Origin of the sequence: Stenotrophomonas sp. UBA7606 (assembly GCF_002477705.1) — a bacterium.
Taxonomy (GTDB): domain Bacteria; phylum Pseudomonadota; class Gammaproteobacteria; order Xanthomonadales; family Xanthomonadaceae; genus Stenotrophomonas.
On the sequence record NZ_DLJW01000129.1, the window covers coordinates 40303 to 65852 of the forward strand.

The window sequence follows — 25550 nt, forward strand, 5'->3', positions numbered from 1 at the left end:
CCATGGCAAACCTCGAATTCCGCCTCACCGCCGACGACGGCGTGGCCCAGGCCATGCTCGACATGCTCAAGGGCATGGACGATGTTGATTGGGCCGAGGACGTGGCCGACCTGGAACCGGGCGCGGACGATGAGGACAGCAGTTCGGCCGGGCTGAGTGACAACGAAGGCCCTGGCTTCCACCTCATCCAGGTGGAGACCAACGACGACGACAGCGTGGAACGCGTGGTGGACGCCGCGCAGGCCCTGGCCGAGCGCCTGGGTGCGGTGCTGGAATTCGAGCGCGGCGAAGACACCTGAGCCATTGGCTGGCAAGCGAGTGCCCGCCGCCACTGGAAGCGCCACTGCACGCCTTACAGGTCGTAGGACAGCAGGTCGTAACCGGTGGCCGCACGCACCACGCGCTGGTGCACGAACGCCCCACTGCCGCCATTGGTCAACACCACGATGCCGCGCCGGCGCTGCGCGTCGCCCAATGCGAAGTTCTTGAAGATGCCGCTGTTGCTGCCGGAGTGGTAGAACATCGGCCCGTCACGGGTCTGCTCCATGTTCCAGCCCAGGCCTTTCTCGGTCCAACGGCCCGGCAGGCTGATCTGCGGCGTGAGCATCGCCCGCCGGGCCGCATCGCTGAGCTCCCATGAAGCCCGCTGCCGGCCACCCATCATCAGGCAGAGGAAGCGCGCATAGTCGCTCACCGTGGTCCGCAGGCTCGCCGCCGCATTGGCCAGGATATCGCCGGGCCAGCTGACCAAGCCCGGCGGCGCCAGCGCCAGCACTTCGGGCATTGCGCGCTGCGCATCCTCGTAACGCCAGGCAGACAAGGGCTTGCCCCAGCGCTGCGCAACCTTCTGTGCAAGCTCCCATTGCTCGCGCAGCACCTGGCGGGGAACGTCGCCCCCGGCGCGATCATGAGCCGGATGACCATGCACGGAGCGCGCCGCAAGATCCGCGTTCCAGGTGTAGCTGCTGTCGCGCATGCCAGCCGGGCCAAACAGGTGCGCCTGCATCGCAGCGTCCAGGCTTTGCCCGGTGAGTTCTTCAACCACCAGCTGCAACCAGACAAAAGCCTCGCCGGAATAGGTGACGCGCGTGCCGGGCTCGAAGGCCGGCACCAGCTTCTCCGTGGCCGGCGACCTGCGCCAATCCGGCAAGCCGGTGGTGTGGCGCAGCACATCGCGCACGGTGATGCGCGCAAGCCACGGATGATCGCCAAGATAATCCGGGCGCCGGTACTGCAGCAGCGGGACATCCAGCGCCATCCGCCCTTGCTCCACCAACTGCATCACCAGATAGGCGAACACCGGCTTGCTCAACGATGCATCTTCAAACACCGTTCGCGCATCTATGGGGGCCTGCGTCTGCGCGTTGGCCATGCCAACCCCGCGGCTCCAGGCCACCGCGCCGTCCTCGACCACCGCGATGCCGACACCGGGCACCGCGAACGCCTGCATGATCCGCGGCAGCTCGGCGAGGAACGCATCATCGGGAATCCAGGACCTGCCCTTGCTGTCCTTGCATGCAGCAGTCTGTGCATGCACCGGCGGCAGTGCGGTAAAAAGACCCAGCGCTGCAGAGCCGGCAAGAAAGCCACGACGACCAGACACCATGCGACTCGGCATTGCCAACAGCCTCCGTAATGGATGGCCCAGCATAGCGGGTGTTTCGAGCACCTATCGACGCATGGAATGAAGCGAATCCCGCCGCGATTTGGCACGGGCGTCAAGAGATTCGAAACGGAGTGACTTGGCGGCTAAAACCACCGCAAAGCACTGGCATAGATGGTGGGCCCACCATCAACCGAATTAAGACAGCAACCTATTGAAATTAAATAATATTACAAATTTCAATAAGATCTGTTACTCACACCGTTACTCACATCAAAAAAGTGACCTGGGTTCGAAGCCTTCAGACCTGAAGAACCCTCTTTTGAGCGCGAAGCGCCCCCCAGATGGGCACCGCGAGCGGTTGCCCCCCCCCCCACGGCAAACGAGAGCAGAGGTGTTCATGGCTACTATGCAGATGAGTTGCTCCCCAAGATGGCTTCAACATGATGGACATGCCGCAAGCGCCATCAAGGCGTTCCACAATGAACCTGCCAGAAACAGATTCCCTACTCCCAAAAATAACGACCGGTCATGAAAGGGTTGGGGCTGGTCCACGCACATCACCCATGCGCGCCACCCATTACCGGTAGCACCACCCCACTGATGTAGCTGGCGGTAACTGGAGAGGCGAGGAATACGTATGCCGGTGACAGCTCCTCAGGCTGTGCAGGTCGCTTCATGTCACTGTCGGCGCCGAATTGAGCAACGTCATCGGCTGCTTTATCAGCAGGGTTCAGCGGCGTCCATACCGGGCCTGGGGCAATACAGTTCACACGGATTCCGCGCGGCAACAGCTGGGTTGCCAGCGCCTTGGTGAAGGCATGAATAGCACCCTTTGTCGTGGAGTAGTCGATCAGCGATGGGCTGCCGAAGATTCCGGTTTCCGAGCCGGTATTGATGATGCTTCCACCCTCCTCCATGTAGGGCAGCACGGCCCGCGCCATATGGATGTAACCGGCTATGTTGGTCTGCAGCGTCTCCTGCAGATGCTCATCCGCGAGATCTTCCAGCCGACGGCAATGTAACTGGAACGCGGCATTGTTGACCAGAATGTCGACCCCACCGAACGCCTTGGCGACTTTCTTCACTGCCTTGTTGCAGAAGGAAGGATCACGCAGGTCGCCACTGATGGCCAGGCTACGGGTGCCCTCCGTCTCGACCTTGCTACAGGTCAGCTTCGCATCCTCGTGCTCGCTGAGATACAAGACGGCGACATCTGCGCCCTCACGCGCGAAAAGAATCGCCACTGCCCTGCCTATGCCCGAGTCACCACCGGTGATGATCGCGCGCAGGCCTCGCAATTTCCCGCTGCCCACGTAGTCGGGCGCCATGTAACGTGGGGCCAGATCAAGCTCGCCTTCCGCGCCGGGCTTTCGGATGCTCTGAGCGGGCATGCGGGTTGGTTGCTGGCGTGTACCCGCTTGAACCGGCGCCGGTTTATCAGGCTTGCCGGCTTTGGCATCCAGCTGGTTCGCCCTGCTCTGAAGTTTCCGCTGCCTCGCCGCCGTACTCTGGGCGTCTTCATCCTCACCGCCCGTCGCAACGGGCTTTGTTGGATTCTTCTTGGGCAGCTTTTTTGTGGCTGATTTGGCTGCGGATTTCCTGGATTCAGACATAACTTGGCCTTCTAGGCATCAGTTGGCAAGCGTCCCGGAATGGGTTCAAGTTGTGCTGTCTTTGTCTGGTTGATCCGGTATTGGAGGCCCTCTCTCCGGATCAACGGGTGGCAAATCGGGGTTGTCGTTGCCAGGCAGATCGGGGTTTGGGCGATCAGGATTCCGAGGATCACGCATTGGGTCTGGTGTTCCTGGTTCGCGGGGCGCATTCGGGTCGGTTGGCGTGGGAGTGCTCACAGCTCACCTTATGTAACGGCGCAATGGTGGTATCGCAGCCCTTACCTTGCGCACGCCAACGTTAGTCTGCAGTCATGCAATGTGAAGAAAACTCACTGCAGTTCGCCTTGTCACAGCTGCGACTTGATCGGCAGAATGAACTTCTCGATCATTTTCTCCTTCATCGGCCGCTGCTCCCACATCGCATAGGTGTACTTGATCGTCGGTTTCAGTTCGGCCTCGAATACCTAGGTCATCCGTGCAGCGAACACTGCGTCGTAGACATTGAGGCTCGCTTCATCGTTGAGCCGGAAGCTTCGCACGTCGAAGTTCGTGGAACCCACCGACCTCATTATCCCGTCCACGATCAGCAGCTTGTTGTGCGTCACCGTAGGCTGGTACTCGTAGATTTCGATGCCAGCCAGCAACAGCTCCCCCCAATGTGCTTTCGAGGCCAAGCGAACCGTCTCCGAGTCAATGAGTTTCCCAGGCACCGTAACGCGAACCCGCACCTCTCGCTGTCGTGCAGTGATCAGCGCCTTGATGATCAACTCGTCGGGAACGAAGTACGCCGCCTGCAGGTCGATGCTGTGCTCTGCTGCTGCTTGACTACCAGGAAATCATCTCCCTCACCGGTACGGACACCGCTACCAACATCGAACTGCTGCTGCGCCTGGGTGATGAAGATGGCAGCATCGTGCTGCCGGGCGTATTTCTACCTGCCGCCGAGCGCTACGGCTTGATGCCTGCCATTGACCGATGGGTGATCCGGAAAGCGCTGTCAAGCTTCAACAACCTCCATCCCACTGCTCAGGCACTTGGTAGCTGTGCAATCAATCTATCAGGCGCCAGCGTCGAGGCCGAGGGCTTGGCGGACTTCATTCTTGGCTGCATCGCAGAACACGGAGGTCCGCCTCAGCAGCTTTGCTTTGAGGTCACCGAGACCGTCGCAGTTCGCAACCTGGTCAAGGTAGCGAGCATCGTTGAACGCCTGCGTTGTGCCGGCTGCAGCATCGCCCTCGATGACTTTGGTGCTGGCATGTCTTCTTTTGGCTATCTCAAGAACCTCCCCTTGGACCGGATCAAGATCGACCGCAGTTTCATTATTGATCTGGATACCGATCCGATCAGCCGTACCATCATCAGCGCCATCACCAAGATAGGCCACCAGCGCGGCCCCAAGGTCGTGGCCGAAGGTGTGAGTTCCGGGCATCTGTGTGTGGCGGCGCGTTCCTTAGGAGTGGACTACGCCCAAGGCTTTTGCCTGCATCGGCCCGAACAGGTGGCGTTCCAGCGTTAGCCTTCACCCATTGCTTCGGTGGCCGCCGCGACTTGTGAAGATGTGTTCGCAAAACAGAGGCCGTCGGGGACGAGCGCTTAACTCCGCGCTTGGCAACATGCTGCTAGACCCGCACGGAGCCAGCACCATGATCGCTACACGGACTCTTCCGCGAAAAGCCGCCCTGTTATGCTTCGCAATCGGCGCAGCTTTGGCATCGTTCATTCAGGCGGTCTGATCATGGAATTCTGCGCACAGGTGATTTCAACCGAACAGTGGATGCGCCTGAATGCATCGCACGAACGGCATGGAAGCGGGCCAGAGTTCTGGGGGGCCTATCGCGACATACTGGATACTGTCTCGCAACACGTTGACGGGGCTGCCGCTGCCAATGAGCTGGCCAGGCTTGCCCTGCAACTCGGCGTCACCGAAACCGAACTCTTTGTCTAAAGAGCCATGGGTGACGAACTGCTGACAGAAAGCGTGGGTTGGGCGGCTTCGGTGATCCTGCTCGCCACCTTGATCCGGCAGATCGTCAAACAGGCCCAGGCTGAGCACCCGGAAACCCTCTCCACCTGGCTGTTCGTTGGGCAGGCAGCGGCTTCAATACTGTTTGTCATCTACTCCGCGCTGGTAGGCAACACGATCTTCGTAATCACCAACAGTTGCCTTCTACTTACCGCGCTGGCGGGGCAGTGGGTGTCGCGCCGCAAGCGCAGGCGCGCCACGTCCGCTGGGAACTGACGGCTCCGCGAACTCGGACACTGCCTCAGATCACGACATGTCCGCATGGCTCTGCATCATCGGCCGCCCTGCAGAATGGCGCCGGCATGCGGAGCCGTTCATGGATCCGGCGCCGACGAACGCGTGCACGAACGACCCAATGGGCGCTCTGCGTCCAAGCAGACAATCCACGCCTGGCTACGCTTCCTCCCCGATATCGGGTGGCTGCACGCGACGCTCGCGGCTGTTGTCCTGATCCTGCGCCATTCGTCCCTGGCGTCGCGTGGGCTCTGCGATCACCAGTGATTCCCAGTTATCGGAAGCGAGCAAGCTTGGGGTTGTTTCCAGGGGTGTTGTCATTGTCGGCATCCTGATTCATGGGCAGCGTTCCCGAAAGCAAACAACCACGAGCTGCGAGGAATTCCTGTCACGAAATGTCAACGGCGCGTACACAATCACTACTGCGATTGAAGCCGAACCTCGCGGGAAAGCCTTCAATGAACAGGGGCCGCAGCGTGCGAGCACTCTTCACAACTTGCTGGCAGCCCTGCACGCGCTGCTAGCAACACGTGGATCAGATTTACTGTTGCCAGCACGGCCACATCAATGCCGGCATCGTCCAATTCCACGAGGCACGAAGATGATACGAGACCGCAAGGATCCGCCCGAGCCTTCCGAGGAGCGCGACTGCCCCGAGTCAAGCCAACAGCGTCGCCAGCGCAAAGAGCACGAGAGTTCCAATCACGACGAAGCGCTGGAAGAAACTTTCCCCGCCAGCGACCCGGTGTCGCCTTTCGTCCCTGCCAAGGCGCCAGACTGACCAAGCGTGGGCTGGACCGGCATTCCGGCCACGCCACGCCCTCAGGGTCGGTCACTACGTGCGTTTGCTGCCGTGGCAGGCAACATGCACACATACACCGGTGCTCGCATCTGGCCATCCCCTTGCCGCCGCGCAATCCCGGCAGGCTCAGAGATAGTCTTTGCGGGCCTTTTCCGCGCGTGCGGCACCGATGGCGGTCTCCACATCCTTCTGCTCCTCGGGCGGAGGCAGAACCGCCGGAATGCCAAGACTCTGCAGCCAGAGCTCGCGGGCCCAACCGGCGGTGTGGTAAAGGTGATGGTCTTCCTGCTTCTCAACGGCCTCATAAGCCTGCTTGAGTATTTTTGCCGAAGCGCCGCCCTGTTCTGCAACCTTGCCTATCAACTCCCAATTCTGGTGGTCCTTGGTTTCCGCCAACACAACGCATTCGGCTGCAACCAACTCGGCTGCGGCCGGCGTGTCGTTCTTGATTGCCATTTCGATGGCGGCTACCAGCGATTTGCCATGATGGGCAACTACCTGCCGGCCGGGACTGGCCATCTCGGTATCAAGGCCGAGCTCCTTGAAAACCCGCGTAAGTATTTCTTCATGGCCACGGGTTTCTTCGAGATAGCCCTCCCACTCTTCACGCAGGTCGTCGTTCTGCACCGCCTTCAAGGCGGCCGTATAGATCTTCTGCCCACCGCGCTCGGTCTCAAGTGCCTGAAGCAGCAACTCGGTGACCTGGGCGCTATCTGTCTTTCTGGCCATGACGGCTCTCCTGAGGGACGAACGTGTGGTGTAGCGGCAGCGGCGATAGCGATGCGTGAGCGCCCGTGAATGCAATGCGAACACGCACCGGCCATGTGTGCAGCAGGTACGGATAACATCGCCAGTCGCGGAGCCCCGTGCTGGCGCATGTCAAAGTCAAATGGCGAACTACGGATCTGCGCGTAATCGTGCTATTGCGTTGCCGTCGCGGCAAAAAGAACGCGCAATCCGATCAATCAGCATAGGACAAGCAGATTTCCACGCGAACCCATGGCAGCGGGTACCTACGCCAAGGCTGATCGTCAACCGACCATCAAGGCCCAAGGGGCTTTGGATCCGGAAAAATGGTAACGCAACCCTTCGTGGTCCACCTGCGTGGCGATGTTCCCCAAGTTGTCGATCATTACATGCAGATCAATCAAGGCTGCCGCCGCCCTGCTTGCCGGATGGCGCAGTAAGTCATCAAGTGGTACGCGTTCAGTACGCAGCAACTTCACCGCGCGACGTTCCAGTCCCGGACCTTCCAGGAACATGTTCAAACCGTTCAAAATACTTCTCCCTTTGCGGGACCCACCCTGTACTAGCCTTACTCGTATACAGCAAACCAACGCCTGAATTGGCAACTCGCCTTCACACCTCCTGCGGGGCTTCAGCTGGTGGGTACCGCCGCCACCTTGATGGGCTGGCGTGCAATCGCCCCAACACCGGACGCCAAAACGTATGCGGATGCCTCCCGAGCCACCGCCATGCGCAGAGCGTAAAGCCTGCTGCAATGTGATCAACAGCGCGGGGCTGGAATCTCAAAATCCGAGTTGATTGGCCACACCAGGTTCGATGTGCTGAAACCTTGAGCCTCGCCGATTTTCAGCCACGCTTCGGCGATTGCGGGTTCAACAACCGGCTTCCTGTACAACAGACACATATGCTTCCGGTCCGGCTCCCCAGCAGCGCGATCTGCCCAGCGACGTCGACCTTGATGATGTAGATTTCACCCCGAAAGAAGGGCATCGAATGAACTGTTCCGGGATAGTCCACTTTCCATCTTGAGTTCGCGCTGTCAGTTGCAGTCGCCTCCCCATGGAAGACTTTTTTGCCCAAGGTACTGTGCGTATAGGTACTCACGACATCGATGAAGCCATCCTCGCGTAGCGTGTAGTCGCGGAACACGTCCCGCATCTGCAGATCATCACCGCTGGTTGGCGTCCGTACGACCTCGTACCAACGTCCCATATGCGCCTCGACATCCACATAAGGCGCTCGCCATAGTTCCGGTTTCATTTTCGTCGCGTCCATAAGGGAGGTATGCATGGGCATCATTAAAGCCACTTGGCGCGGACGTTGGCCGTGAAGGCTGACGAAAGGGCTTTCACGCTGCAGTGCGGGATCGGAACGCTGATACCTGCTGAAACCAGCGCGCACGGCAGCAACGAACCAGCCTAAATCCGCGAAGCTCAGAAAACGGAAATGAGCCACGCCCTCGTCGTCCACGACGGCGTGCGTCGCTCCTGCGCAATGTCTGGTCGGAGATGGTTTCTGCGTGCGTCGCACTGCCGTGCGCGATCTCCAACCAGCCGCGTCAATGCCGCGCCAGTCATCGCTGTGCCGCAGGTTCGCCCATGACGACCGCCATGGTCGCCATCGCATCCTCATAACGTTTGCCTGCGTAATACGAATAATGCGCTCGCGGGCTCAATCATTGACCTGACAACCGGATTGCAAAGAAGATCGGGAAGAAGTCCCGCGCCATGCGCGTGGATACTTCGACGCGCTTCCCGGTGGCGGGGCTGTACGCCCGCTCCGCGCCAGTCGCACTATTCCAACAACGCGTGCCGCTACTGGCGGGGTTGCGATTGCTACCTGGTCGCTAGTGCGGCAGTAACGGTATTCTTCGGCGCGGTGCCCCGCCTGTGCACGGGCGGGCTACGGCTTATTCGATTGAGTGGAGGGATTGATGACAGCGGGTTCCACAGCAAAGGTCGGCTCCTCATCGGTAATGCGCTGGGTGGGAACGCTGCTGGGTCTGGTGCTGAGTGCAGGCTTGCTGTCAACGATTCTCCAGGACCGCTCAGCGCGTCTGCAGGCAGCGCAACACCAGAGTGCGGCGATAGCCCAAGGCGTTGACCGGCTGCTCCGCTACGAGATACGCAACCTGGAAAGAGCATTGAACGGCATGGCCGCCGAGGCCGACGGCTTCGCAGCCGATCCTTCCCATTGGGATCTGCCCGAAACCATCCGCGGTGTCATTTCACGTAATGGCGAGCTCCAGGATATCGATGTGTTCGGTGCTGACGGCCGCTTGCTCCACGGCGGCGTGAACGCGCCTACCGCGGCGTCAGCCGTACTGCAGCCATCACTTCAGACCGGCCAGTTGGGTGTGGGCGCGTTACTGAAGCAGGGTCGGGCGCAGCCTGTCGTGCAGCTGGTGGTACGCACGCCGCACGGGAACTGGCTGGTGGCACGGCTGCGCACGTCGGAGCTGCAGTCGATGCTGGAGGACGTCGATGTGGGCAGTGACGGTGGCACCGCCATCATGACCCCCGCCGGTGTCGTGCTTGCGCACCAGGGTGCAAGCCTGGACTACGCAGACCTGCCCAGCGGCCTGGCAGAACAGCCGCCGCGACTGCATGCAGGCGCTGATGGCGATCTGCTGACCAGTCTGTCGTCCAACAGCGGGTATCCGTTCGTGGTGGCGGCGGCCCTGTCCAGGAACGAGGCAATCAAGCCCTGGAGAAACTACACAGCATTCGCGGTATCGCTGCTGATGTTGTATTGGTTTGGCATGTTCTACCTCATGCGGCGGATGGCGGCATCGGAGGCGGTACGTCACAACGTGCATGTTGAACTGCAGCGTCACGCGGACTGGCTCGGCAAGGCGCAGGAAGCCTCGCGCGCGGGAGTCTGGGCGATGGATACGGGCTGCGACCAGGTACGCGCCTCCGCCCACGCGGCAGAGCTGTTTGGTTTCCCGCGTGCCGAAGGCATGCTGCCCCTGAAGGAATTCTTCAACCGCATGCATGACGCGGACCGGCCACGGGTCGAGCAGGCATTCGCGCAGGCGTGGGAAAGCGGCAGCCCCTTCCGTGCCGAATACCGCATCATGCTGCCCGATGGGCAGCAGCGCTGGATAAGCGCGCGCGGCGCTCCGGTGCATGACCACGACGGGGTGCTGCGCATGACCGGCACCATCATGGATATCACGGTCCCCCGGCTGCAGCAGAGTGACCTGGAACGCGCCGAATCACAGTTCCGCGAACTGTTCGAGCGCAATCCACTTCCGTTCTGGGTATTCGACATCCAATCGCTGCGCTTCCTTGCGGTAAACACGGCGGCGGTACGTCGCTATGGCTATTCCCATGAGGAATTCCTGGCGATGACCATTCTTCAGATCCGGCTGCCCGAGCAGGCAACGGCGGTACAGGAGTCGGTCGATGATCAGGCCGAGCCCCGTGATTCGCAGCCCATCTGGTTGCATATGACCCGCGACGGCCGCCGCATGCACGTTCGCGTCTACAGCAGCAGCATCCGTTTCGACGGCCATGACGCACGCCTGGTGCTGGCTGAGGATGTCAGCGACCGGGTGGCCTATGAAGCCGATCTGAAATGGCGTGCCGCGCATGAAGAAAGCACCGGCCTTCTGCACGTGCGTACGCTGCTGGAACGGGTGGATGCAGCCCACAAGGGAGCGGCCACCAGCAGCCCTTACGCCATCATCCACATCCAGCTCCGTGACCTGGAACTGATGTCCTCCACCTTCGGGCGCGGAACACGGGACGCCCTCATCCGCAGCATCGCGCGACGCCTGCAGCGGATAGCCGAAGGCCACGGCCACCTGGCCTATGCACCGGCGGATGCGTTCGTGCTGGCGGTCACGCAGGGCGAGAACTGGAACGATCTGGTGGATGCGCTGGGCGCGGCCTTTACCGAGACCATCGAGTCGGTGACCGGCGTGCACCGCCTGGAAGGCTGGATCGGCGTTGCCTTCCAACAGCCTGAAGAACTGGCCGAGCAGGTAGCCGGGCACGCCGTTCTGGCAGCTTTCGAGGCGCGCGCGCAGAACCTGCCAACGATGCATTACTCACCGCGCATGGCCGAGCATGCGGCGGACCGGCTGGCGACGGTGCACCGGCTGCGCAGCGCCTTGGCCAACGCCGAGTTCGAGCTGTTCTTCCAGCCCATCAAACGGGTGCGCGATGGAAACATCATCGTCGCCGAAGCGCTGCTGCGCTGGCGCACCGAGGACGGCTATGTCTCCCCGGCCACCTTCATTCCGCTGTGCGAGGAATCCGGGCTGATCGTGCCACTTGGCGAATGGGTGATTGACGCAGCGGCGCGTGCGCGCCAGACGTTGGGCGCGCGGGGCCATGACGGCATCGCCATCGCCATCAACGTGTCCGCCGTGCAGTTCATGTCCGGCACGGTGTCGAGCATGCTGCGCGATGCGCATCTGCGTTACCACCTGCCGCGTGGCGCCCTGCATGTGGAGCTGACCGAAAGCGCGATGCTGCAGCGCCCGGAGATGGCAGAGGCAACGATGGAGGAGCTTCGGCGGGACGGTGTGTGCGTTTCGATAGACGATTTCGGCACCGGCTTCTCCAGCATGAGCTACCTGCGCGACCTGCCGCTGGATCACCTCAAGATCGACAGGAGCTTCGTGCAGAACGTGCACAGCGACCCGCGCAATGCGTCCATCTGCAATGCACTGGTCGCATTGGGGCATGGTTTGGGGCTGAGCATTGTTGCCGAAGGCGTCGAGAGCCCCGCCGAGTTCGAATGGATGGCCACGCATGGCGTTGATTGCGTGCAGGGCTACTACATCGCGCGCCCCATGCCTCTGCAGGCGTTCATCGAGTGGCTGGAAGCCAACGCCGCCTAGCCGCTCAGGTGCCGCCAGCGAGAAACGAAAGCAGCAGGGACAGGCCGTTGCGGCTGAAGAACCGAACCGTGCGTGTTCAGTCCTCACCTTGTTCCGCTGTTTCTGCGCGCTGCGCTGCTAGAACCAGCGGCGGCGCCGGCCTAGCAAGGTCATCGCTACCGAGAACAGCAACAACCCGACCACGATCGACCAGAAGCCCGCATCGCGCGTCTGGAACAGGCTGGCTTCAAAATTCATGCCCAACGCGCCGACGAAAGTGGCCAGCACACCGGCGATGACGGTGACGAACGTCAGTACCCGCATCGAACCGTTGGTGCGCAGCGCGACCTGGCCACTGAACAGCTCGAAGCTGCCGACGACCAGTTCGCGCGCGTTCTCGATCATGTCCATGGCCCGTTCGAATCGTGTGTCCAGCGCGACGAAATGACGCTCTGCATCCCTGCTCTCCGATGGCCGGAAATCAGGGCGCGACAAAGTGCCGAACACAGCACGGTGCGGCGCCAGCATTCGACGCAGGCGCGACGCCCAGCGCCGCAACCGCTGCAGCTCCTGGAGGTTGGCTTCGATGTCATTGCTCGACATGTCCGATTCCAGGTGCTCGACGGCACATTCGAAATCGCTGACAGCGTCGAAGTACCCGGACAGCTGGCGGTCCAGCAGCGTGGCGACGAAGCTCTCTGAGGACAGGCTGCCGATGACGGCGCCATGCGCAGCTTCACGCAGGGCGGCCAGAAACTGGATTTCCTCAGTGTGGCAGGTGATCACACGGTTGCGCCCCGCCACACAGATCAGTACGGCACCACTCACCAGCTCGTCGCCCTGTGCCCGCGCCACGGCGACGGCGCGCGCCCAGAAGTACTCTCCCTCACGTTCCACCAACGGCGTACTGCCAGATTCCAGCAGCGGCCGTACAAGCGCGGGCAGTTCGCAGGCGCGCCACAGGTTATCCAGCGTCTGCTCGTCGGGTGCCGACAGATCTACCCACAGCAACTCATCTTCCGTAGGGAGGCATTCGCCCATGTCGGCCAGGCTCAACTCACGTGGCGGTGCATTGGATCGGAACAATCGGGCAAAGAAGCCCGGCACGGCGGCCCTGCTTTCCATCTACCGCTCCTCCTTCAAACACAGGCAACCATTGGTGGCGGTACGTTGTGTCCTGTCGCACCCCAGCGGGGCATCGCAACGCTGGGAACCCGCTGCGGCTGCAGCTGCCTGTGGTGTAGCCAGCCTGCCGATAACGACGCGTGAGAACGCGTGAAGCGACCGCAGGCGTGTTGTATCGGCATGCATCAACACAGTGTGTTCACACAAATCCACGGACTACCAACGACCGTACATGGAGCATGCAGATCAACTCAGAACGTGGTGATGAGCATGACCAGCATCTGGATGGCCTCTCATCCCTTCGTTCCCACCCCACAAGTACTGAGCGGTGACATCAATGCCGACGTGGTGGTTGTCGGTGCCGGCATTACCGGCCTGTTGACGGCGTGGCGGCTGTGCGACGCCGGCTACCAGGTGGTGGTTCTGGAGGCAGGGCTGGCCGGGCAGAAGAACACCGGTGCATCCACAGGCAACCTCTATGGCGCCACGTCGCAGATGGCAGGCATGCTCGACAAATGGGGTGAGGATGTCGTGCGTGAGGTGGTTGCCGCACGCATGCACGCCATTGCCGGGGTCGAGACACTGGTCCAGCAACAGCTGATTGAATGTGGTTTCGCGCGCGCGCCGTTGCAGTGGGGTATCGAAGGCAGCGGCCAGACCGAGTTGCAGGCGTATGAGCGGGAGCTCGCGGCATACCAGACTGCCGGCCTGAATCCGCAGACGGGCCGGAGCAGCAGCCTACCCTTCCCGTTGACCGAATCGTTCAACGTGGAAGCACAGGCGCAGTTTGACCCCTACCAGTTCTGTCGCGCCTTGCTTGCCCAGCTGAGCCAGCACGCTGCGGTATTCGAGCAGAGCCAGGTCACCGACATCGATGCCCGCGCGGGCCGGGTGAGCACGGCCAACGGGACGGTGCACGCCACCCACATCGTTCTGGCCACGCATTCACCGGCGGGGTTCAACCTGCTGCAGGCGGAAATGGAGGTGTATCGCGAGTACGGCATCGCCGTCCCGGTCGAGACGCCGTTTGCCGAAGGCATTCATTGGGTGACCGACAGCGGCCGCTCGCTGCGCTCGGTACCGGGGCGGCAGTCGCCGTTGCTGGTAGTCGTCGGCGAAAAACATCGCACCGGCGAATGGTCTCCTGCGCAGGACCCTGTCGGCCGCCTGCTTGACTATGCGCAGCAACGGATCGTGGTGAACGGCCCGGTGGCGGCAAGCTGGTCAGCCCAGCAGTTCAAACCCGCTGACGGGCTGCCCTATATCGGCAGCAGCGCACATGAAAATGTGTGGGTCGCCACCGGTTTCCAGGCCGATGGCTTGACCTGGGGCGCGCTTGCGGCCGAGTTCATCGTCCAGGGTATCGAAGGGCAGCAGCCCAGCGATCTGGCACATCTGCTCAGTCCGCTACGGATAACGCCGATCAAGTCGGCCGCTGGCTGGGCCAGAACCAATACCACGGTTATCAAGCATATGGTGGGCGACCGCCTGAAGGCGGGAGCCGACGATGGCACCGAGATCGCACCGGGCTCCGGACGTATCGTGGGCCGTGGCGAGAACCGTTGTGCCCTGTATCGCGACCCAAGCGGCATGTTGCATGCAATGTCTCCGGTCTGCCCGCATCTGAAATGCATCGTGCAGTGGAACGGCGAAGCCAGCAGTTGGGACTGCCCGTGCCACGGCAGCCGATTCAGCCCCACCGGTGAACTACTGGAAGGCCCCGCATTGACGGGACTGGGAAGCAAACGAACGCCTTCCTAGCCCTCACTCATGCACGCGCAGCCGCGCGTGTGAGAAACCACGGCAAGACCAGGCCCATGCCGAACGCTGCGTAGATGCAGAACATGTCCGCCGGTTGCAGCCGTCACTCGAAGCCCGGCGTCATCCGCGAAGGTACGACCTTGTAATCGACCAGATACGCAGTGACAGCTGTTGCTGCCGCCAGCGTCACAACCGGCTGCGGTGAGCAGCGGCCCCGCCGCAGGGTTTCATACCCCGATGCCCAGAACACGGAGGACGCATGATGGATCAGATACCCCGTAACGGTATGGCGAATGCTCCAACCTGTGCGACGGTGCGTCTGGCGCGGCCAGATCCATTGGCTGGTGGCATTGGTGCCGGCGGCAGCCGCATGGCTGCGGCGGTAGCTGAACCACGAGACCAACACGCTGGACACCACACTGGCGCAACTTCCGGAACACAGGGCGCGCACGAACAGCTGCTTCACCGTGCGCCGCTGCGTGTGTTCATCAGCGGCGGCACCGGTTTGATCGGCAAAGTGCTAGCGGAGCGACTTGAGCGTTATGGACATGGGGTCATCCTGGGAGTGAGGGACGAAGCCGAAGCTTCACGCAGTCAGCCGGGTGCGCGCTTTGTCCAACTTGATTTCACCGGCCGCCCCGATCCATCCGTTGCGCTGCTGGCCGGCGTGGACGTGGTGGTGAATGCCGCAGGCATCTTCAATGAGACCTCCACGCAGAGTTTCGACGACGTGCATGTGAAAGGCCCGTGCACTCTGTTTGACCTTGCCGCGCAGGCCGGTGTGAAGCGCATCATCCAGATATCCGCCCTCGGCGCGGAGCTGCATGCTGACACCCGTTATTGGCGAAGCAAGGCCCGGGGTGACCGCTGTGCGAGCGCGTTTGCAGGAACCGTCGTGGTGGTGAGGCCTTCGCTGGTGTATGCCGGGTTGGGCGCCAGCAGTGTACTGTTTCAGCGTTTGGCAGTGCTGCCGTGGCTGCCGTTGCCGGCCACCGCCGGCGAGGTGCAACCTATTCACCTGGATGACCTGGTCGATGGCCTGGTCGCGCTGGTGCAGCACCCGCAGCCGCCGCAGCTGGTTGCTGCCGTAGGCCCGGTTGCGCTGGGCATGGATGCCTATCTGCGGGCGCTGTCTCCAGCAGCGGTCAAGCACCGTATCGTGTGGCGCATTCCAATGCGCGTAGCGCTGCCGTTGGCAAAATTCCTGCAGAAGCTTCCCGGCAGCACCGTCAGTGCGGATGCGCTGAAGATGCTCGCCCATCCAAACACCGCCAATGCTGCGCCATGGGCGGCCCTGGTCGGCAGGCCGCTGCGGCGGCCAGACCAGTTCGTCGAACCAGCGCGTCGCCAGCAGGCCCATCAGCTGGCGGTGCTGGCCAACATGCTGCCGGTACTGCGGCTGAGCCTGTCACTGACGTGGCTGATCACTGCGTGGGTGTCGGCCTTTGTTTACCCGCAGGCGGCCAGCCTCGACTTGCTGGTACGCGCGCAGGTTCCGCTGGTGCTGGCACCAGTGGCGCTGTACACGGCCGCCCTGCTCAACGCAGCACTGGCATTGGCAATGTGGGTGCGGCGCTGGCGACGCGGTGTGTATCTGCTGCAGATAGGCCTGATGCTGGTGTACAGCGCGATCATCAGCCTGTGGCTGCCCGAGTACTGGGCCCACCCCTACGGGCCGATGGTCAAGAACCTGCCAATGCTCGCATTGACCGCACTGCTGCTCTGGTTGGAGAGTCCGCATGGACGTGGTACTCGTTAAATACCTGCATATTCTTTCCTCGACGTTCCTGTTCGGAACCGGCGTGGGCACTGCGTTCTACCTGTTGTTGATCAGCCGCCAACGCGACCCCGCCGTGGTTGCGCCGGTTGCACGCCTGGTGGTGATTGCCGATTGGTTGTTCACCGCCACCACCATCATCCTGCAGCCGCTGTCGGGACTGTACCTGGCCCACCGCATGGGCATAGCACTGAGCACGCCCTGGCTCTACTGGTCGGTGGTGCTGTTCATCCTGGCCGCGCTCTGTTGGTTGCCGGTGGTCTGGCTGCAGATGAAGCTGCGCGACATCGCCGAGGCAGCCGCAGCGTCCGGGCAGCAGCTGCTACCGCTGCGCTACTACCAATATCTGGGCGCATGGGCCGCGCTGGGCGTGCCGGCCTTGATCTCGTTCCTGATCGTGTTCTACCTGATGACCGCCAAACCCGCGCTTGGCTGAAACCACGCTTATGCAATCGAAGGATGGAACACTTGGAGGTGACTATGGAAAACACTACGCACTATCTGTCAGACGATGAGCGAATGAGCTTTCAGACCGCGTACCAGCTGCACGGGAGCGGCGCCGAATTCTGGGAGACCTACCAGACGCTGCTGCGCCTGGTCACTACACGGACGGGCGACCACGCCAATGTCGCCAACGAGCTGGCAAGCCTGGCTGTACAGATAGGGGCCACCGACGAGGCGCTGTTCGTCTGAGCTATCGGGCCGATCGCAATCGTGAGCCAATGCGGGAATGCGGTCCCACTCTTTGCCGGCTCATCCCGTCGCGCAGGCGACTGTGGACGACATCATGCCGACGGTATCGCCGACGTTTTCGGCAGGGGCACTTCCACCACGCACTCCACGCCTTTGCTGGTCAGCTCATAGGACGTCCGCGCCTTGAGCTGATAAGGCAATGCCCGTTCGATCAACTCCCGACCATAGCTGCCCTTGCGCTCAGGATGCGGCTCGACCTCGCCGTAGAACTCCTCACTCCAGGTCCATCTTCAATGCCGGCGTGCCATCTTCCCAGCGATGGACATGCCAACGCACGGTCAGCTTTCCGGTGTCGGAACCGAGCGCGCCGTACTTGGCTGCATTGGTCGCCAGTTCGTGCAGCGCCAAGGAAAATGTCTGCAATGTGGTCGATCGCAATCCCACGCCTGTTGGCCCATCGAGCACCACGCAGCCGCGTTCGGCACCGTGCGCTTGCAGCTCCTGATGCAGCAGCTTATCAAACGCCACCTTGCCACCGTCGTCAAGACTGGACAGCAGCGACTGGACGCGCGCGATGGCCTCAATCCGGTTGCCGTAAGCGTCGCGGAACTGGTCAATACTTTCGCATTCACTGAGCGTGCGGTCAGCCACCGCACGGATCACCGCCATCAGGTTGCGGGTGCGATGCTGCAGCTCGGCCATCAGCACCTGGGCACGGCCAGCGGCTTCCTTCTCTTCGGTGCAGTCATGGCCAATGCCACCGATGCGCACCACGCGACCTTCGGGATCAAGCAATGGGAATTTGGTGTTGCGCATCCAGCGGATGGCACCGTCTCCTCTGAGAATCCGGTACTCGATCACCATCCGTTGGCCCATGCGGACGCGCTTCAGTGCGTCGTGTACCTTGTGCTGGTCTTCGGGGAGTATGTGGTTGAGCCAGCTCTCGAGTGTCGGGTGGGCCAACATGGCGCCGCATTCGGAGCCATAGAGCCGCTCGAACGCATGGCTGAGGTATTCCAGGTCCAGCGTCTCGGCATTGCGTATCCACAGCACGTCCGAAGATGCATTGCTGAACTGTGCAAACCGCGCCGTGCTCTCCTGCAGGGCGCGCCCGGTGTCGATGTGGTCGGTGATGTCATGGATGGTGCCAACCACACGCTCAGGCTCATCGACCGGCTGCGACAGGAACAGACGCTTCATCAGCACGCAACGTTGCTGGCCATCGGGCAACCAATACCGGAAGCGACAGGTAAATTCGTCGTATTCCTCGCCCGCCCGCAGCAACACCGTGCGAAGTGCTTCCCGGTCACGCTCATGGACGCGGGCCAACAAGGCCTGCATGGTGGGCGCAATGACGCTGGGGCGATAACCGCAGATGTCAAAGCGGCGGTCTGCCCATACGATCGAATCGTCCTCTACCTGCCACACCCAACCCGCAAGATCAGCCGACACCACCGGCGGAATCCCCACGTCCGAGCCACCGCATTCGGGGTCAATGGACATCGCCGTTGATATCCAGCAGCGCCGCCAACTTTTCCCTTACCTGCTCCACGCCAAACGGTTTGGTGCACTGCGGGCTGTCGGCATAACGCGGCGGCACCAGCTCCCGGTCGTAGCCTGAGGTGAACAGCAACGGCACGTGTTCATTGCTCAGTCTGTCCGCTACTGGGTACACACTCTGCCCACCCAGGTTGATATCCAGGATCGCTGCATCCGGCAGCGGGCAAGTGTCCAACAGCACATCGGCGTCTTCGAGGTTTGCAACCGGCCCCAGAACTTCGGCACCGTCGCCTTCTAGAAGATCGCGCAGACACTGAGCCAGAATATATTCGTCTTCGACCACAAGAATCCGTCGTCCGGCGAGATTGCTAGGCATCAGGGCGGTTCCTTTGAATCTGAATGGAAATATCAGCCCGTCCGGGTTCTGCAGCGTGAAAGAAGCGAACAATGAAGTGAGGCCGCCTTCAAGAAACCGGGTACAGGGCCGTGTGGCGAGAGTCAACGCGTATGCGTTTCAACTGACGACGACGTAACGCCTGCGGGACTACGGTTTGTCTGCGTTGGCAGGCGCCGCCCACACCCGCTTCCGCGCGCCGCGGGCAGACAAACGTCATCATCGACAACGCCGGTGCCTGCATACCCCACGTTCAGCGGACACGGCCAAATGGACAATCAGCGCCTGCACCACCTTCGCAACGACTTGAACGTTGTGACCTTGGGCCTGTCCTTGCTTAGAAGGCAGTTGGATGGCAAGGCGCCGACAGAGGCGCTGGACACACTTCGCCACATTGAAAGGGCTGCCGAGCGTTGCGGATCGGCCATACGGTCTCAAAGTCAGGCGACGAAAGCCTGAAGACCGCTGGCACCCATTCATCCGACCTCGGTGCCGATAGCAGCGCAGGAATCCGGGACGCCGAAGAAGGCGCTTTGGAGGTGTTGCAGATGCCTGCTGTTTCATCCTTACGTCACCGCCTGCCGATCCAGGAGATTGAGATGGTCCGCCGCAACCGCGACAGGGACAACGTGTTGCAAACAGGCCGCTGGCCTGCGCTCTCGCACGTCCCCAGCAAGGATCGCGAATGCCGTGATCGGAACCATGAAGATCAGAAAACCGTTGCCAACGGCGTTCACGGATACCGCAAAGGTTCGCAAGCCCGTACCCACGCAAGCGCAGCCGCACTGCTCTCGCGGCACCGCGCTCCATCCTCGAAATGGGCCACCGCCTATTACCATCCTCAGCCAACGGAAGGCGATGCCATGAAGCGGGGCTCAAGGTGACCAAGGCGCTGCCAAGCCGCCTTCCCCCACCCTTTCATTGGGTGGAAGAGCAGGAACGGAAGCATCTGTTCCTGGGAAGCACAAAAGTGCTGGAAATCTGCAAGCGCAACCGGGGATGGATAGTACATATCTTTCTGCAGGACCCCGAACGCCCGCAGCCGATCGTCGCGGTAGGCTCGGCCAACGCAGGCATGCGTTGGGGTGCGAACTGGGCAAAGCTGCGCGTGCGCCTGCTCTCTTCTCTCGCAGCAGCCAGGGATGATCACACGCCCACAACACCGTCCTGAACAGGCCATGGTGACCGCTTTGCAACGCGTTTCAGGCGTGTTCTGATGCAGTTGTTGCCGGTTGGCCACGCAATGAAGGAGCGCAGCCAGGCGACAGGTGATCATCTGCTCACAGCGATCCACGGATGCACAACACCGTGCTTGCCAAGATGCTCGTGTGCGCTGGACTCAGGCACCCCGCATCCACGCTTACGCATACAGCGAAGTGGTCAGCGCCTGCATCCAAATAAAGGAAATGCCCAATGAACATCCGCATCCTCACAACTGCACTTTCCTTGGCCTGCACCATTGCATTGGCCGGCTGCCGGGGCGAACCCGACCATCCCGCGCCGTCAGACCCGGCGCTAAGCCCGCCTGCCACCGCGTCAGCCGGCGGCACCGTCAGCCCTGACGCGGCCGCCGAGAAACTAACAATGCCGGATCAAAGCGCCGGTGAACGCTCCGCGCTCGGCGTGTTGAACGCCATCAACGATCACGAGATCGCTGCGGGCCGCCAGGCGCTGGAGAAGAATGTCAAAGGCGACGTCGCAGACTATGCGCGGCTCATGATCGACGAGCACACACGCAACAAAGAGCAGACCAACGCGCTTAATCCGGATAACCAGAGCGAAGATGCCAAAACCCAGGCGGCCGCCGGCGAAGCGCTGCTCGATCAGATCAACAGCAAACAGGGTGATGCCTACAGCAAGGCGTATGTGGCGGCGATGATCACCGGGCATACCGACGCATTGGCTGCTCTGGACGACAAGCTGATCCCCGCTACAGCCAGCCCGCAGGCCAAGGCCCATCTTCAGCAGACACGGGAGCATGTGGCGCGTCACTTGACCCAGGCCCGCGCACTGGCCAAGGACGAGAAGCAGGCCGCGCCCGACAAGGCTGAGTGACCTGCATCCCGCTCTACGCAGGCTGACCGATGTTGAGCCCATCCGTTCCGAGGAGAACAGTCATGGCAAAGCTGCCGTTCAACCCAACGGGCACTGCAAGCCACCAGAACAAGCCGCACACCGCTGACAAGCTTCGCAACTACAAGGCGTTGTGGAAGGACCATGACATGTCCGACGCCAAACACACCGCCAAGCCGGAGGACTACGAGCGTCCACCACCGCCCGCCCGAAAAGAGAAATGATCTCCCCACGTTGAGCAACAAAAAAGGCCCCGCGATGCGGGGCCTTCTGCTTTTGGAGCTCAATCAACGATTGCGCTCTTACTCGCTGCGGCTCTGGTCCTTCCGGTTCTGATCGTTCTGATCATTGCGGTTCGGGTCCTTGCGGTTCTGATCATTCTGATCAGTGCGCTTCTGGTCGTTCCGGTTCTGATCGTTCTGGTTCTGGTCATTGCCAGTCTGATCATTCGGATTCTGATCATTCTGGTTCTGCTCATTGCGGGTCTGTTCGTTTTCGCGTGGATTCTGGCTCATGGTGTTTCTCCATCCCCGCCAGCGGAATGCTGCGGTACGGTGTCATCCTCGCGCCTGCCGCATGTTGAGGAAGTGCACAGGTGTGACGCGCATGTGCATTGTCTCGACGGTTCAGCAGAACAACTCACGCCTACGCTTCATGGCGCGATCAATGCAGGTTCCCGGGCCGGATTGCGGTGGGCTTCGATGGCGGCAACAAAGTCTGCTATCACCTGATCGTTGAGATCCTCGGCCATCAGCAGCAGCGGATCGTGTTCAAGCACGTTTGGCCCTGCAGTCTCCAGCAACGCCTTGGCATCACCCACGAACAGCAGAGGCTTGCCATGCCGGTAGGCGTCGCGCACGTGCTCCAAGGCGCGCACGTCCCGCGAGAGCGTATCCACCGCCTTCATTCCCGACACGACCACCAAGGCGTCGAACAGCACGCCTGGCTCGTTTTCCAATGACGCATCTGCATCAATGACGCAGCCCTCCTCGCTTTCCAGTGCCCCCACATGCGGCCCCACAACGCGCACCATCGCACCCTGCGCGCTCAGTGCCTCGCCCAGCACGACGATGTCGCCCCGCCGGCTGCCACCCGCCACAAGGATGGCGATACGGCGCGTGCGCACACCGCCTTCGCCTGGCCGTGCCAGCAACGACAATGCAGGCGAGTTGGCAACTTCCACTTTCACTTTGCCTTTTGAAATGCTGGGCATGCGCGGCGGCAGCGGCATACCCAACCCCTGTGCCACCTGCGCTGCGAGTGCCTCGGATGCATTGCGGAGCATGGACACCACGCGTTTGCGCACCGCCGGCACCGTTACCTTGCTCAGCTCGAACCGGAACGCCTCTGCGATGTGGCGCTGCTCCGCTTCGGTCTGGCTTTCGTAGAAAAGCGCGGCCTGGGCGAAGTGCTCCGCAAATTTCTCGGGTTTGGCACGGACTTCGTCGCCCTGTACGGGCTCGGCGAAAGACACAAAGCCGGCGCCGCCAGCCTGGAAAGGGCAACCGCCCGCCAGCGAGTTGGGTTCATAGGACACCCTGCCGCGATGTACCGCTTGGCGGTGCATCCCGTCGCGCTGATTGTTGTGCACCGGAACAACAGGCGCATTTATCGGAATCTCATGGAAATTCGGCCCGCCCAACCTGCTTATCTGCGTGTCCACATACGAATGAATGCGACCGGCCAGCAGCGGATCGTTGCTGAAATCAATGCCGGGAATCACATGGGCCGTGCAGAACGCGACCTGCTCGGTTTCGGCGAAAAAATTGTCGGGATTGCGGTTCAGCACCATGCGCCCGACGGGCTGCACCGGCACCAGTTCCTCCGGCACGAGCTTGGTTGAATCCAGTACGTCAAAGCTGAAGCTCTCCGCCTGCTCTTCAGTGAACACCTGTACGCCCAACTCGTATTCCGGGTATTCGCCGGCTTCGATGGCTTCCCACAGGTCGCGGCGATGGAAGTCCGGATCCGCACCGGCGATCTTTACCGCCTCATCCCATACCAGCGAGTGCGTGCCCAGTTTCGGCGACCAATGGAACTTGCAGAACACGGACTTGCCGCGCGCATTCACCAGCCTGAAGGTATGGACGCCGAAGCCCTGCATCATCCGATAGCTGCGCGGAATGGCGCGGTCGGACATCTGCCACATCAACATATGAGTGGATTCCGGCATCAGCGACACAAAATCCCAGTACGTGTCATGCGCAGATGCCGCCTGCGGCATGGCGTGGTGCGGCTCTGGCTTTACCGCATGCACCAGGTCAGGAAACTTGATTGCGTCCTGGATGAAGAAAACCGGCATGTTGTTGCCGACCAGGTCCCAGTTCCCCTCCTCGGTATAGAACTTGACCGCGAAGCCGCGTACATCGCGTGCCGTGTCCTTGGAGCCGCGCTCACCGGCAACGGTTGAGAAGCGCACGAACACCGGCGTTTGCTTGCCGGCTGTCTGGAAAGGCGCGGCGCGGGTCAGCTCGGAGAGGTCTTCATACGCTTCAAAGTAGCCGTGGGCGCCAGAGCCGCGTGCATGAACGATGCGCTCGGGAATACGTTCGTGATCGAAGTGGGTGATCTTCTCGCGCAGGATGAAGTCCTTCAACAGCGCAGGCCCGCGTACTCCGGCTTTCAGGCTGTTCTGGTTGTCGGCAACCGGCACCCCTTGATTCGTGGTGAGCTGCTGTTCCATCGCATCGTTGCGCGCCCGCGGCAGCGCCCCGCCACCCGAGTCCTGCCCTGGCGCAGCGGCAATCCCCGTCTTTTCGTTTGCGTTCGATTCGCTTGTGGTACTTGCACCCGTTGCCGTGGAGGGGGCGGTGAAGTGCTCACCCTCCGGTGGCGACAGTGCGTTTTTCCGGCCGTGCTCGGCTGCCTTCTGTGCATTGTGTGCACGCGCTGCGGACCAGTCATCCATGGCTTTGGGCACCGCATCCACGTCACGGACAGGTTTACGCGAGCTCGCCTTCGCCGGGCCGCTGTCAGAACGTGCGGCGGATTTTTCCGGGTGAATGGGTGATGAGGGATGTTTGCGGCTGGCCATGACAGGGACTCTTCTGGACGGCTCTCAAACATAGTCACATGGGGTGAAACACACGTGATCCAAATGCCGGTTCAAATCACGGCAGGTTGACCGCAGCCAGCGCAGTTTCCAGCAACACCCAGCCGTCGAGATGATCATGAGAGCACTCACCTATCAGGGCGCCAACAACGTAAGCATGGACACCGTGCCCGATCCTGGAATCATTGCACCTGACGACATGATTCTGCGGGTGACCGCAACTGCCATCTGCGGATCGGACCTGCACATTCTTCACGGAAAGATTCCGGGCATGAAAGATGGCGACATCCTCGGCCACGAATTCATGGGTGTTGTCGAAGAAGTTGGTTCGGAGGTGACGCGCGTGAAAGCCGGCGACCGGGTGGTGATTCCCTTCGTCATCGCCTGCGGTCAGTGCTTCCATTGCTTGCTGAATGAGTACGCCGCCTGCGAAACCACCAATAGCGGCCCCGGCGCGGCAATCAACCCGAAGAGCATCAAGCCGCCAGCGGCGCTGTTCGGCTACAGCCATATGTACGGCGGCATTGCAGGTGGACAGGCAGAACTTGTGCGCGTGCCCAAAGCCAACGTCGGCCCACTGGTGGTGCCGGATGTGCTCAGCGATGAACAGGTGCTGTTTCTCTCTGACATCCTGCCAACCGGCTACCAGGCAGTGCTGAACGCGGGGGTCAAGCCCGGTTCAACGCTGGCGATCTTCGGTGCCGGCCCGGTGGGCTGCATGGCCGCAGCCTGCGCGCGCATGCTCGGTGCCGAAACCATCTACATAGTCGACCACAACCCTTACCGGCTGGAATTCGCACGCGATACCTATGGCGTGCTGCCGATCAACTTCGACCAGGACAACGACCCGGCCGAGCTCATCATCCAGGCAACACAGGGGCGCGGTGTGGACGCCTGTATCGATGCGGTGGGTTTCGAGGCCAAGGGCAGCACCACCGAAACCGTGCTTACCACGCTGAAACTGGAAGGTTCCAGCGGCAAAGCGCTGCGCCAATGCATTGCCGCGACGCGGCGCGGCGGCACGGTCAGCGTCCCGGGTGTCTATGCGGGCTTCATCCATGGCTTCCTGTTTGGCGACGCGTTCGACAAGGGCCTGACCTTCAAGATGGGCCAGACCCACGTACAAGGCTTGATGCCGGAATTGCTGGAAGCCATAGGCGAGGGACGACTGAAACCGGAAGTGATCATTTCCCACCGCATGAAATTGCAGGATGCAGTACGCGGCTACGAGCTGTTCGACAAGCGGCAGGACAACTGTCGCAAGGTGGTACTCACCCCCTGATTGCGGCAGCACTTGGCGATGCCAAACGGAACTG

General features: G+C 61.5%; 26 protein-coding genes and 1 pseudogene. 15 read left to right on the top strand and 12 right to left on the bottom strand.

The genetic code is table 11. The features are described 5' to 3' along the window. Positions 1-2 precede the first annotated feature (2 nt). The gene (locus B2527_RS17765; protein ID WP_293716739.1) at positions 3-299 is read left to right on the top strand and encodes a hypothetical protein; all 297 of its coding nucleotides are present in this window, start codon (positions 3-5) and stop codon (positions 297-299) included. Positions 300-352: 53 nt separating this feature from the next. Here the strand turns inward: B2527_RS17765 and B2527_RS17770 are convergent, their stop codons facing one another. The 3 genes and pseudogenes from B2527_RS17770 to B2527_RS17780 all read right to left on the bottom strand — a co-directional run. After that, positions 353-1603 carry a serine hydrolase domain-containing protein gene (locus tag B2527_RS17770; RefSeq protein ID WP_293716741.1) on the bottom strand — a complete coding sequence of 417 codons (1251 nt, stop codon included), beginning with the start codon at positions 1601-1603 and terminating at the stop codon, positions 353-355. Between the two features lie 560 nt (positions 1604-2163). Then, positions 2164-3219, bottom strand: coding sequence for an SDR family oxidoreductase (locus tag B2527_RS17775; protein WP_293716743.1), 1056 nt, complete (start codon positions 3217-3219; stop codon positions 2164-2166). Positions 3220-3566: 347 nt separating this feature from the next. Beyond that, a pseudogene (locus B2527_RS17780) lies at positions 3567-4040 on the bottom strand (phospholipase D-like domain-containing protein); the annotation flags it as partial. Between the two features lie 56 nt (positions 4041-4096). Here B2527_RS17780 and B2527_RS17785 point away from each other — a divergent pair. The 4 genes from B2527_RS17785 (at position 4097) to B2527_RS17800 (ending at position 6257) form a co-directional block, all read left to right on the top strand. Then, complete coding sequence (locus B2527_RS17785; protein WP_293716916.1) at positions 4097-4735, top strand: EAL domain-containing protein; 639 nt, start codon at positions 4097-4099, stop codon at positions 4733-4735. 219 nt (positions 4736-4954) lie between these two features. Then, a complete protein-coding gene (locus B2527_RS17790; protein WP_293716745.1) occupies positions 4955-5164 on the top strand; it encodes a hypothetical protein in 210 nt (69 codons plus the stop codon). 6 nt (positions 5165-5170) lie between these two features. Next, a complete protein-coding gene (locus B2527_RS17795) occupies positions 5171-5458 on the top strand; it encodes a hypothetical protein (protein ID WP_293716747.1) in 288 nt (95 codons plus the stop codon). Between the two features lie 262 nt (positions 5459-5720). After that, positions 5721-6257 (top strand): hypothetical protein, encoded by a 537-nt coding sequence (locus B2527_RS17800; RefSeq protein WP_293716749.1) that lies wholly within the window; start codon positions 5721-5723, stop codon positions 6255-6257. Positions 6258-6404: 147 nt separating this feature from the next. Here B2527_RS17800 and B2527_RS17805 read toward each other — a convergent pair whose 3' ends face one another. The 3 genes from B2527_RS17805 to B2527_RS17815 all read right to left on the bottom strand — a co-directional run bounded on the left by B2527_RS17805 (position 6405) and on the right by B2527_RS17815 (position 8495). Next, on the bottom strand, positions 6405-7007 hold the full coding sequence (locus tag B2527_RS17805; protein WP_293716751.1) for a hypothetical protein: 603 nt from the start codon (positions 7005-7007) through the stop codon (positions 6405-6407). 302 nt (positions 7008-7309) lie between these two features. Then, the gene (locus tag B2527_RS17810; RefSeq protein ID WP_293716753.1) at positions 7310-7555 is read right to left on the bottom strand and encodes a hypothetical protein; all 246 of its coding nucleotides are present in this window, start codon (positions 7553-7555) and stop codon (positions 7310-7312) included. Between the two features lie 316 nt (positions 7556-7871). Further along, positions 7872-8495, bottom strand: a complete 624-nt coding sequence (locus B2527_RS17815) for a lipocalin family protein (RefSeq protein WP_293716755.1) — start codon at positions 8493-8495, stop codon at positions 7872-7874. Between the two features lie 463 nt (positions 8496-8958). Between B2527_RS17815 and B2527_RS17820 the strand changes: the two genes are divergently transcribed. Continuing rightward, positions 8959-11880: a bifunctional diguanylate cyclase/phosphodiesterase gene (locus B2527_RS17820; RefSeq protein ID WP_293716757.1), complete on the top strand. Its 2922-nt coding sequence runs from the start codon at positions 8959-8961 to the stop codon at positions 11878-11880. A gap of 117 nt (positions 11881-11997) precedes the next feature. Here the strand turns inward: B2527_RS17820 and B2527_RS17825 are convergent, their stop codons facing one another. Further along, on the bottom strand, positions 11998-12915 hold the full coding sequence (locus tag B2527_RS17825) for a magnesium transporter CorA family protein (RefSeq protein ID WP_293716759.1): 918 nt from the start codon (positions 12913-12915) through the stop codon (positions 11998-12000). A 339-nt stretch (positions 12916-13254) separates the two neighbouring features. Here B2527_RS17825 and B2527_RS17830 point away from each other — a divergent pair, with 339 nt between their 5' ends. Next, a complete protein-coding gene (locus B2527_RS17830) occupies positions 13255-14745 on the top strand; it encodes an FAD-dependent oxidoreductase (RefSeq protein ID WP_293716761.1) in 1491 nt (496 codons plus the stop codon). Positions 14746-14848: 103 nt separating this feature from the next. On the opposite strand, the gene B2527_RS17835 is transcribed toward B2527_RS17830, so the two are convergent. Continuing rightward, entirely contained in the window at positions 14849-15211 is a 363-nt protein-coding gene (locus tag B2527_RS17835) for a hypothetical protein (RefSeq protein ID WP_293716934.1), read from the bottom strand. Between B2527_RS17835 and B2527_RS17840 the strand changes: the two genes are divergently transcribed. The 3 genes from B2527_RS17840 to B2527_RS17850 all read left to right on the top strand — a co-directional run bounded on the left by B2527_RS17840 (position 15116) and on the right by B2527_RS17850 (position 17215). Continuing rightward, a complete protein-coding gene (locus B2527_RS17840) occupies positions 15116-16504 on the top strand; it encodes an SDR family oxidoreductase (RefSeq protein WP_293716918.1) in 1389 nt (462 codons plus the stop codon). The two genes, B2527_RS17835 and B2527_RS17840, sit on opposite strands and share 96 nt — an antisense overlap. After that, entirely contained in the window at positions 16485-16958 is a 474-nt protein-coding gene (locus B2527_RS17845) for a DUF2269 family protein (RefSeq protein ID WP_293716763.1), read from the top strand. Before B2527_RS17840 ends, B2527_RS17845 begins: the two co-directional genes overlap by 20 nt. Positions 16959-17041: 83 nt before the next feature. Then, positions 17042-17215 (top strand): hypothetical protein, encoded by a 174-nt coding sequence (locus B2527_RS17850; RefSeq protein ID WP_293716765.1) that lies wholly within the window; start codon positions 17042-17044, stop codon positions 17213-17215. A gap of 273 nt (positions 17216-17488) precedes the next feature. Here B2527_RS17850 and B2527_RS17855 read toward each other — a convergent pair whose 3' ends face one another. Both B2527_RS17855 and B2527_RS17860 read right to left on the bottom strand, forming a co-directional pair. Further along, complete coding sequence (locus B2527_RS17855; RefSeq protein WP_293716766.1) at positions 17489-18718, bottom strand: sensor histidine kinase; 1230 nt, start codon at positions 18716-18718, stop codon at positions 17489-17491. Next, entirely contained in the window at positions 18708-19091 is a 384-nt protein-coding gene (locus B2527_RS17860) for a response regulator (protein WP_293716768.1), read from the bottom strand. The genes B2527_RS17855 and B2527_RS17860 overlap by 11 nt, the downstream gene beginning before the upstream one ends. Positions 19092-19522: 431 nt before the next feature. On the opposite strand from B2527_RS17860, the gene B2527_RS17865 reads away from it, so the two are divergent. From B2527_RS17865 to B2527_RS17880, 4 genes are all read left to right on the top strand, one after another. Then, entirely contained in the window at positions 19523-19993 is a 471-nt protein-coding gene (locus tag B2527_RS17865; protein ID WP_293716770.1) for a hypothetical protein, read from the top strand. Then, on the top strand, positions 19990-20280 hold the full coding sequence (locus B2527_RS17870) for a hypothetical protein (protein WP_293716772.1): 291 nt from the start codon (positions 19990-19992) through the stop codon (positions 20278-20280). The genes B2527_RS17865 and B2527_RS17870 overlap by 4 nt, the downstream gene beginning before the upstream one ends. Positions 20281-20522: 242 nt before the next feature. Next, complete coding sequence (locus B2527_RS17875) at positions 20523-21164, top strand: DUF4142 domain-containing protein (protein WP_293716774.1); 642 nt, start codon at positions 20523-20525, stop codon at positions 21162-21164. A gap of 62 nt (positions 21165-21226) precedes the next feature. Then, positions 21227-21406, top strand: a complete 180-nt coding sequence (locus B2527_RS17880; RefSeq protein ID WP_293716776.1) for a hypothetical protein — start codon at positions 21227-21229, stop codon at positions 21404-21406. A 78-nt stretch (positions 21407-21484) separates the two neighbouring features. Here the strand turns inward: B2527_RS17880 and B2527_RS17885 are convergent, their stop codons facing one another. After that, the gene (locus B2527_RS17885) at positions 21485-21697 is read right to left on the bottom strand and encodes a hypothetical protein (RefSeq protein WP_293716778.1); all 213 of its coding nucleotides are present in this window, start codon (positions 21695-21697) and stop codon (positions 21485-21487) included. A 137-nt stretch (positions 21698-21834) separates the two neighbouring features. Beyond that, the gene (locus B2527_RS17890; protein ID WP_293716780.1) at positions 21835-24216 is read right to left on the bottom strand and encodes a catalase; all 2382 of its coding nucleotides are present in this window, start codon (positions 24214-24216) and stop codon (positions 21835-21837) included. A 136-nt stretch (positions 24217-24352) separates the two neighbouring features. Here B2527_RS17890 and B2527_RS17895 point away from each other — a divergent pair, with 136 nt between their 5' ends. Beyond that, positions 24353-25516 carry a zinc-dependent alcohol dehydrogenase gene (locus tag B2527_RS17895; protein ID WP_293716782.1) on the top strand — a complete coding sequence of 388 codons (1164 nt, stop codon included), beginning with the start codon at positions 24353-24355 and terminating at the stop codon, positions 25514-25516. Positions 25517-25550: the final 34 nt, after the last annotated feature.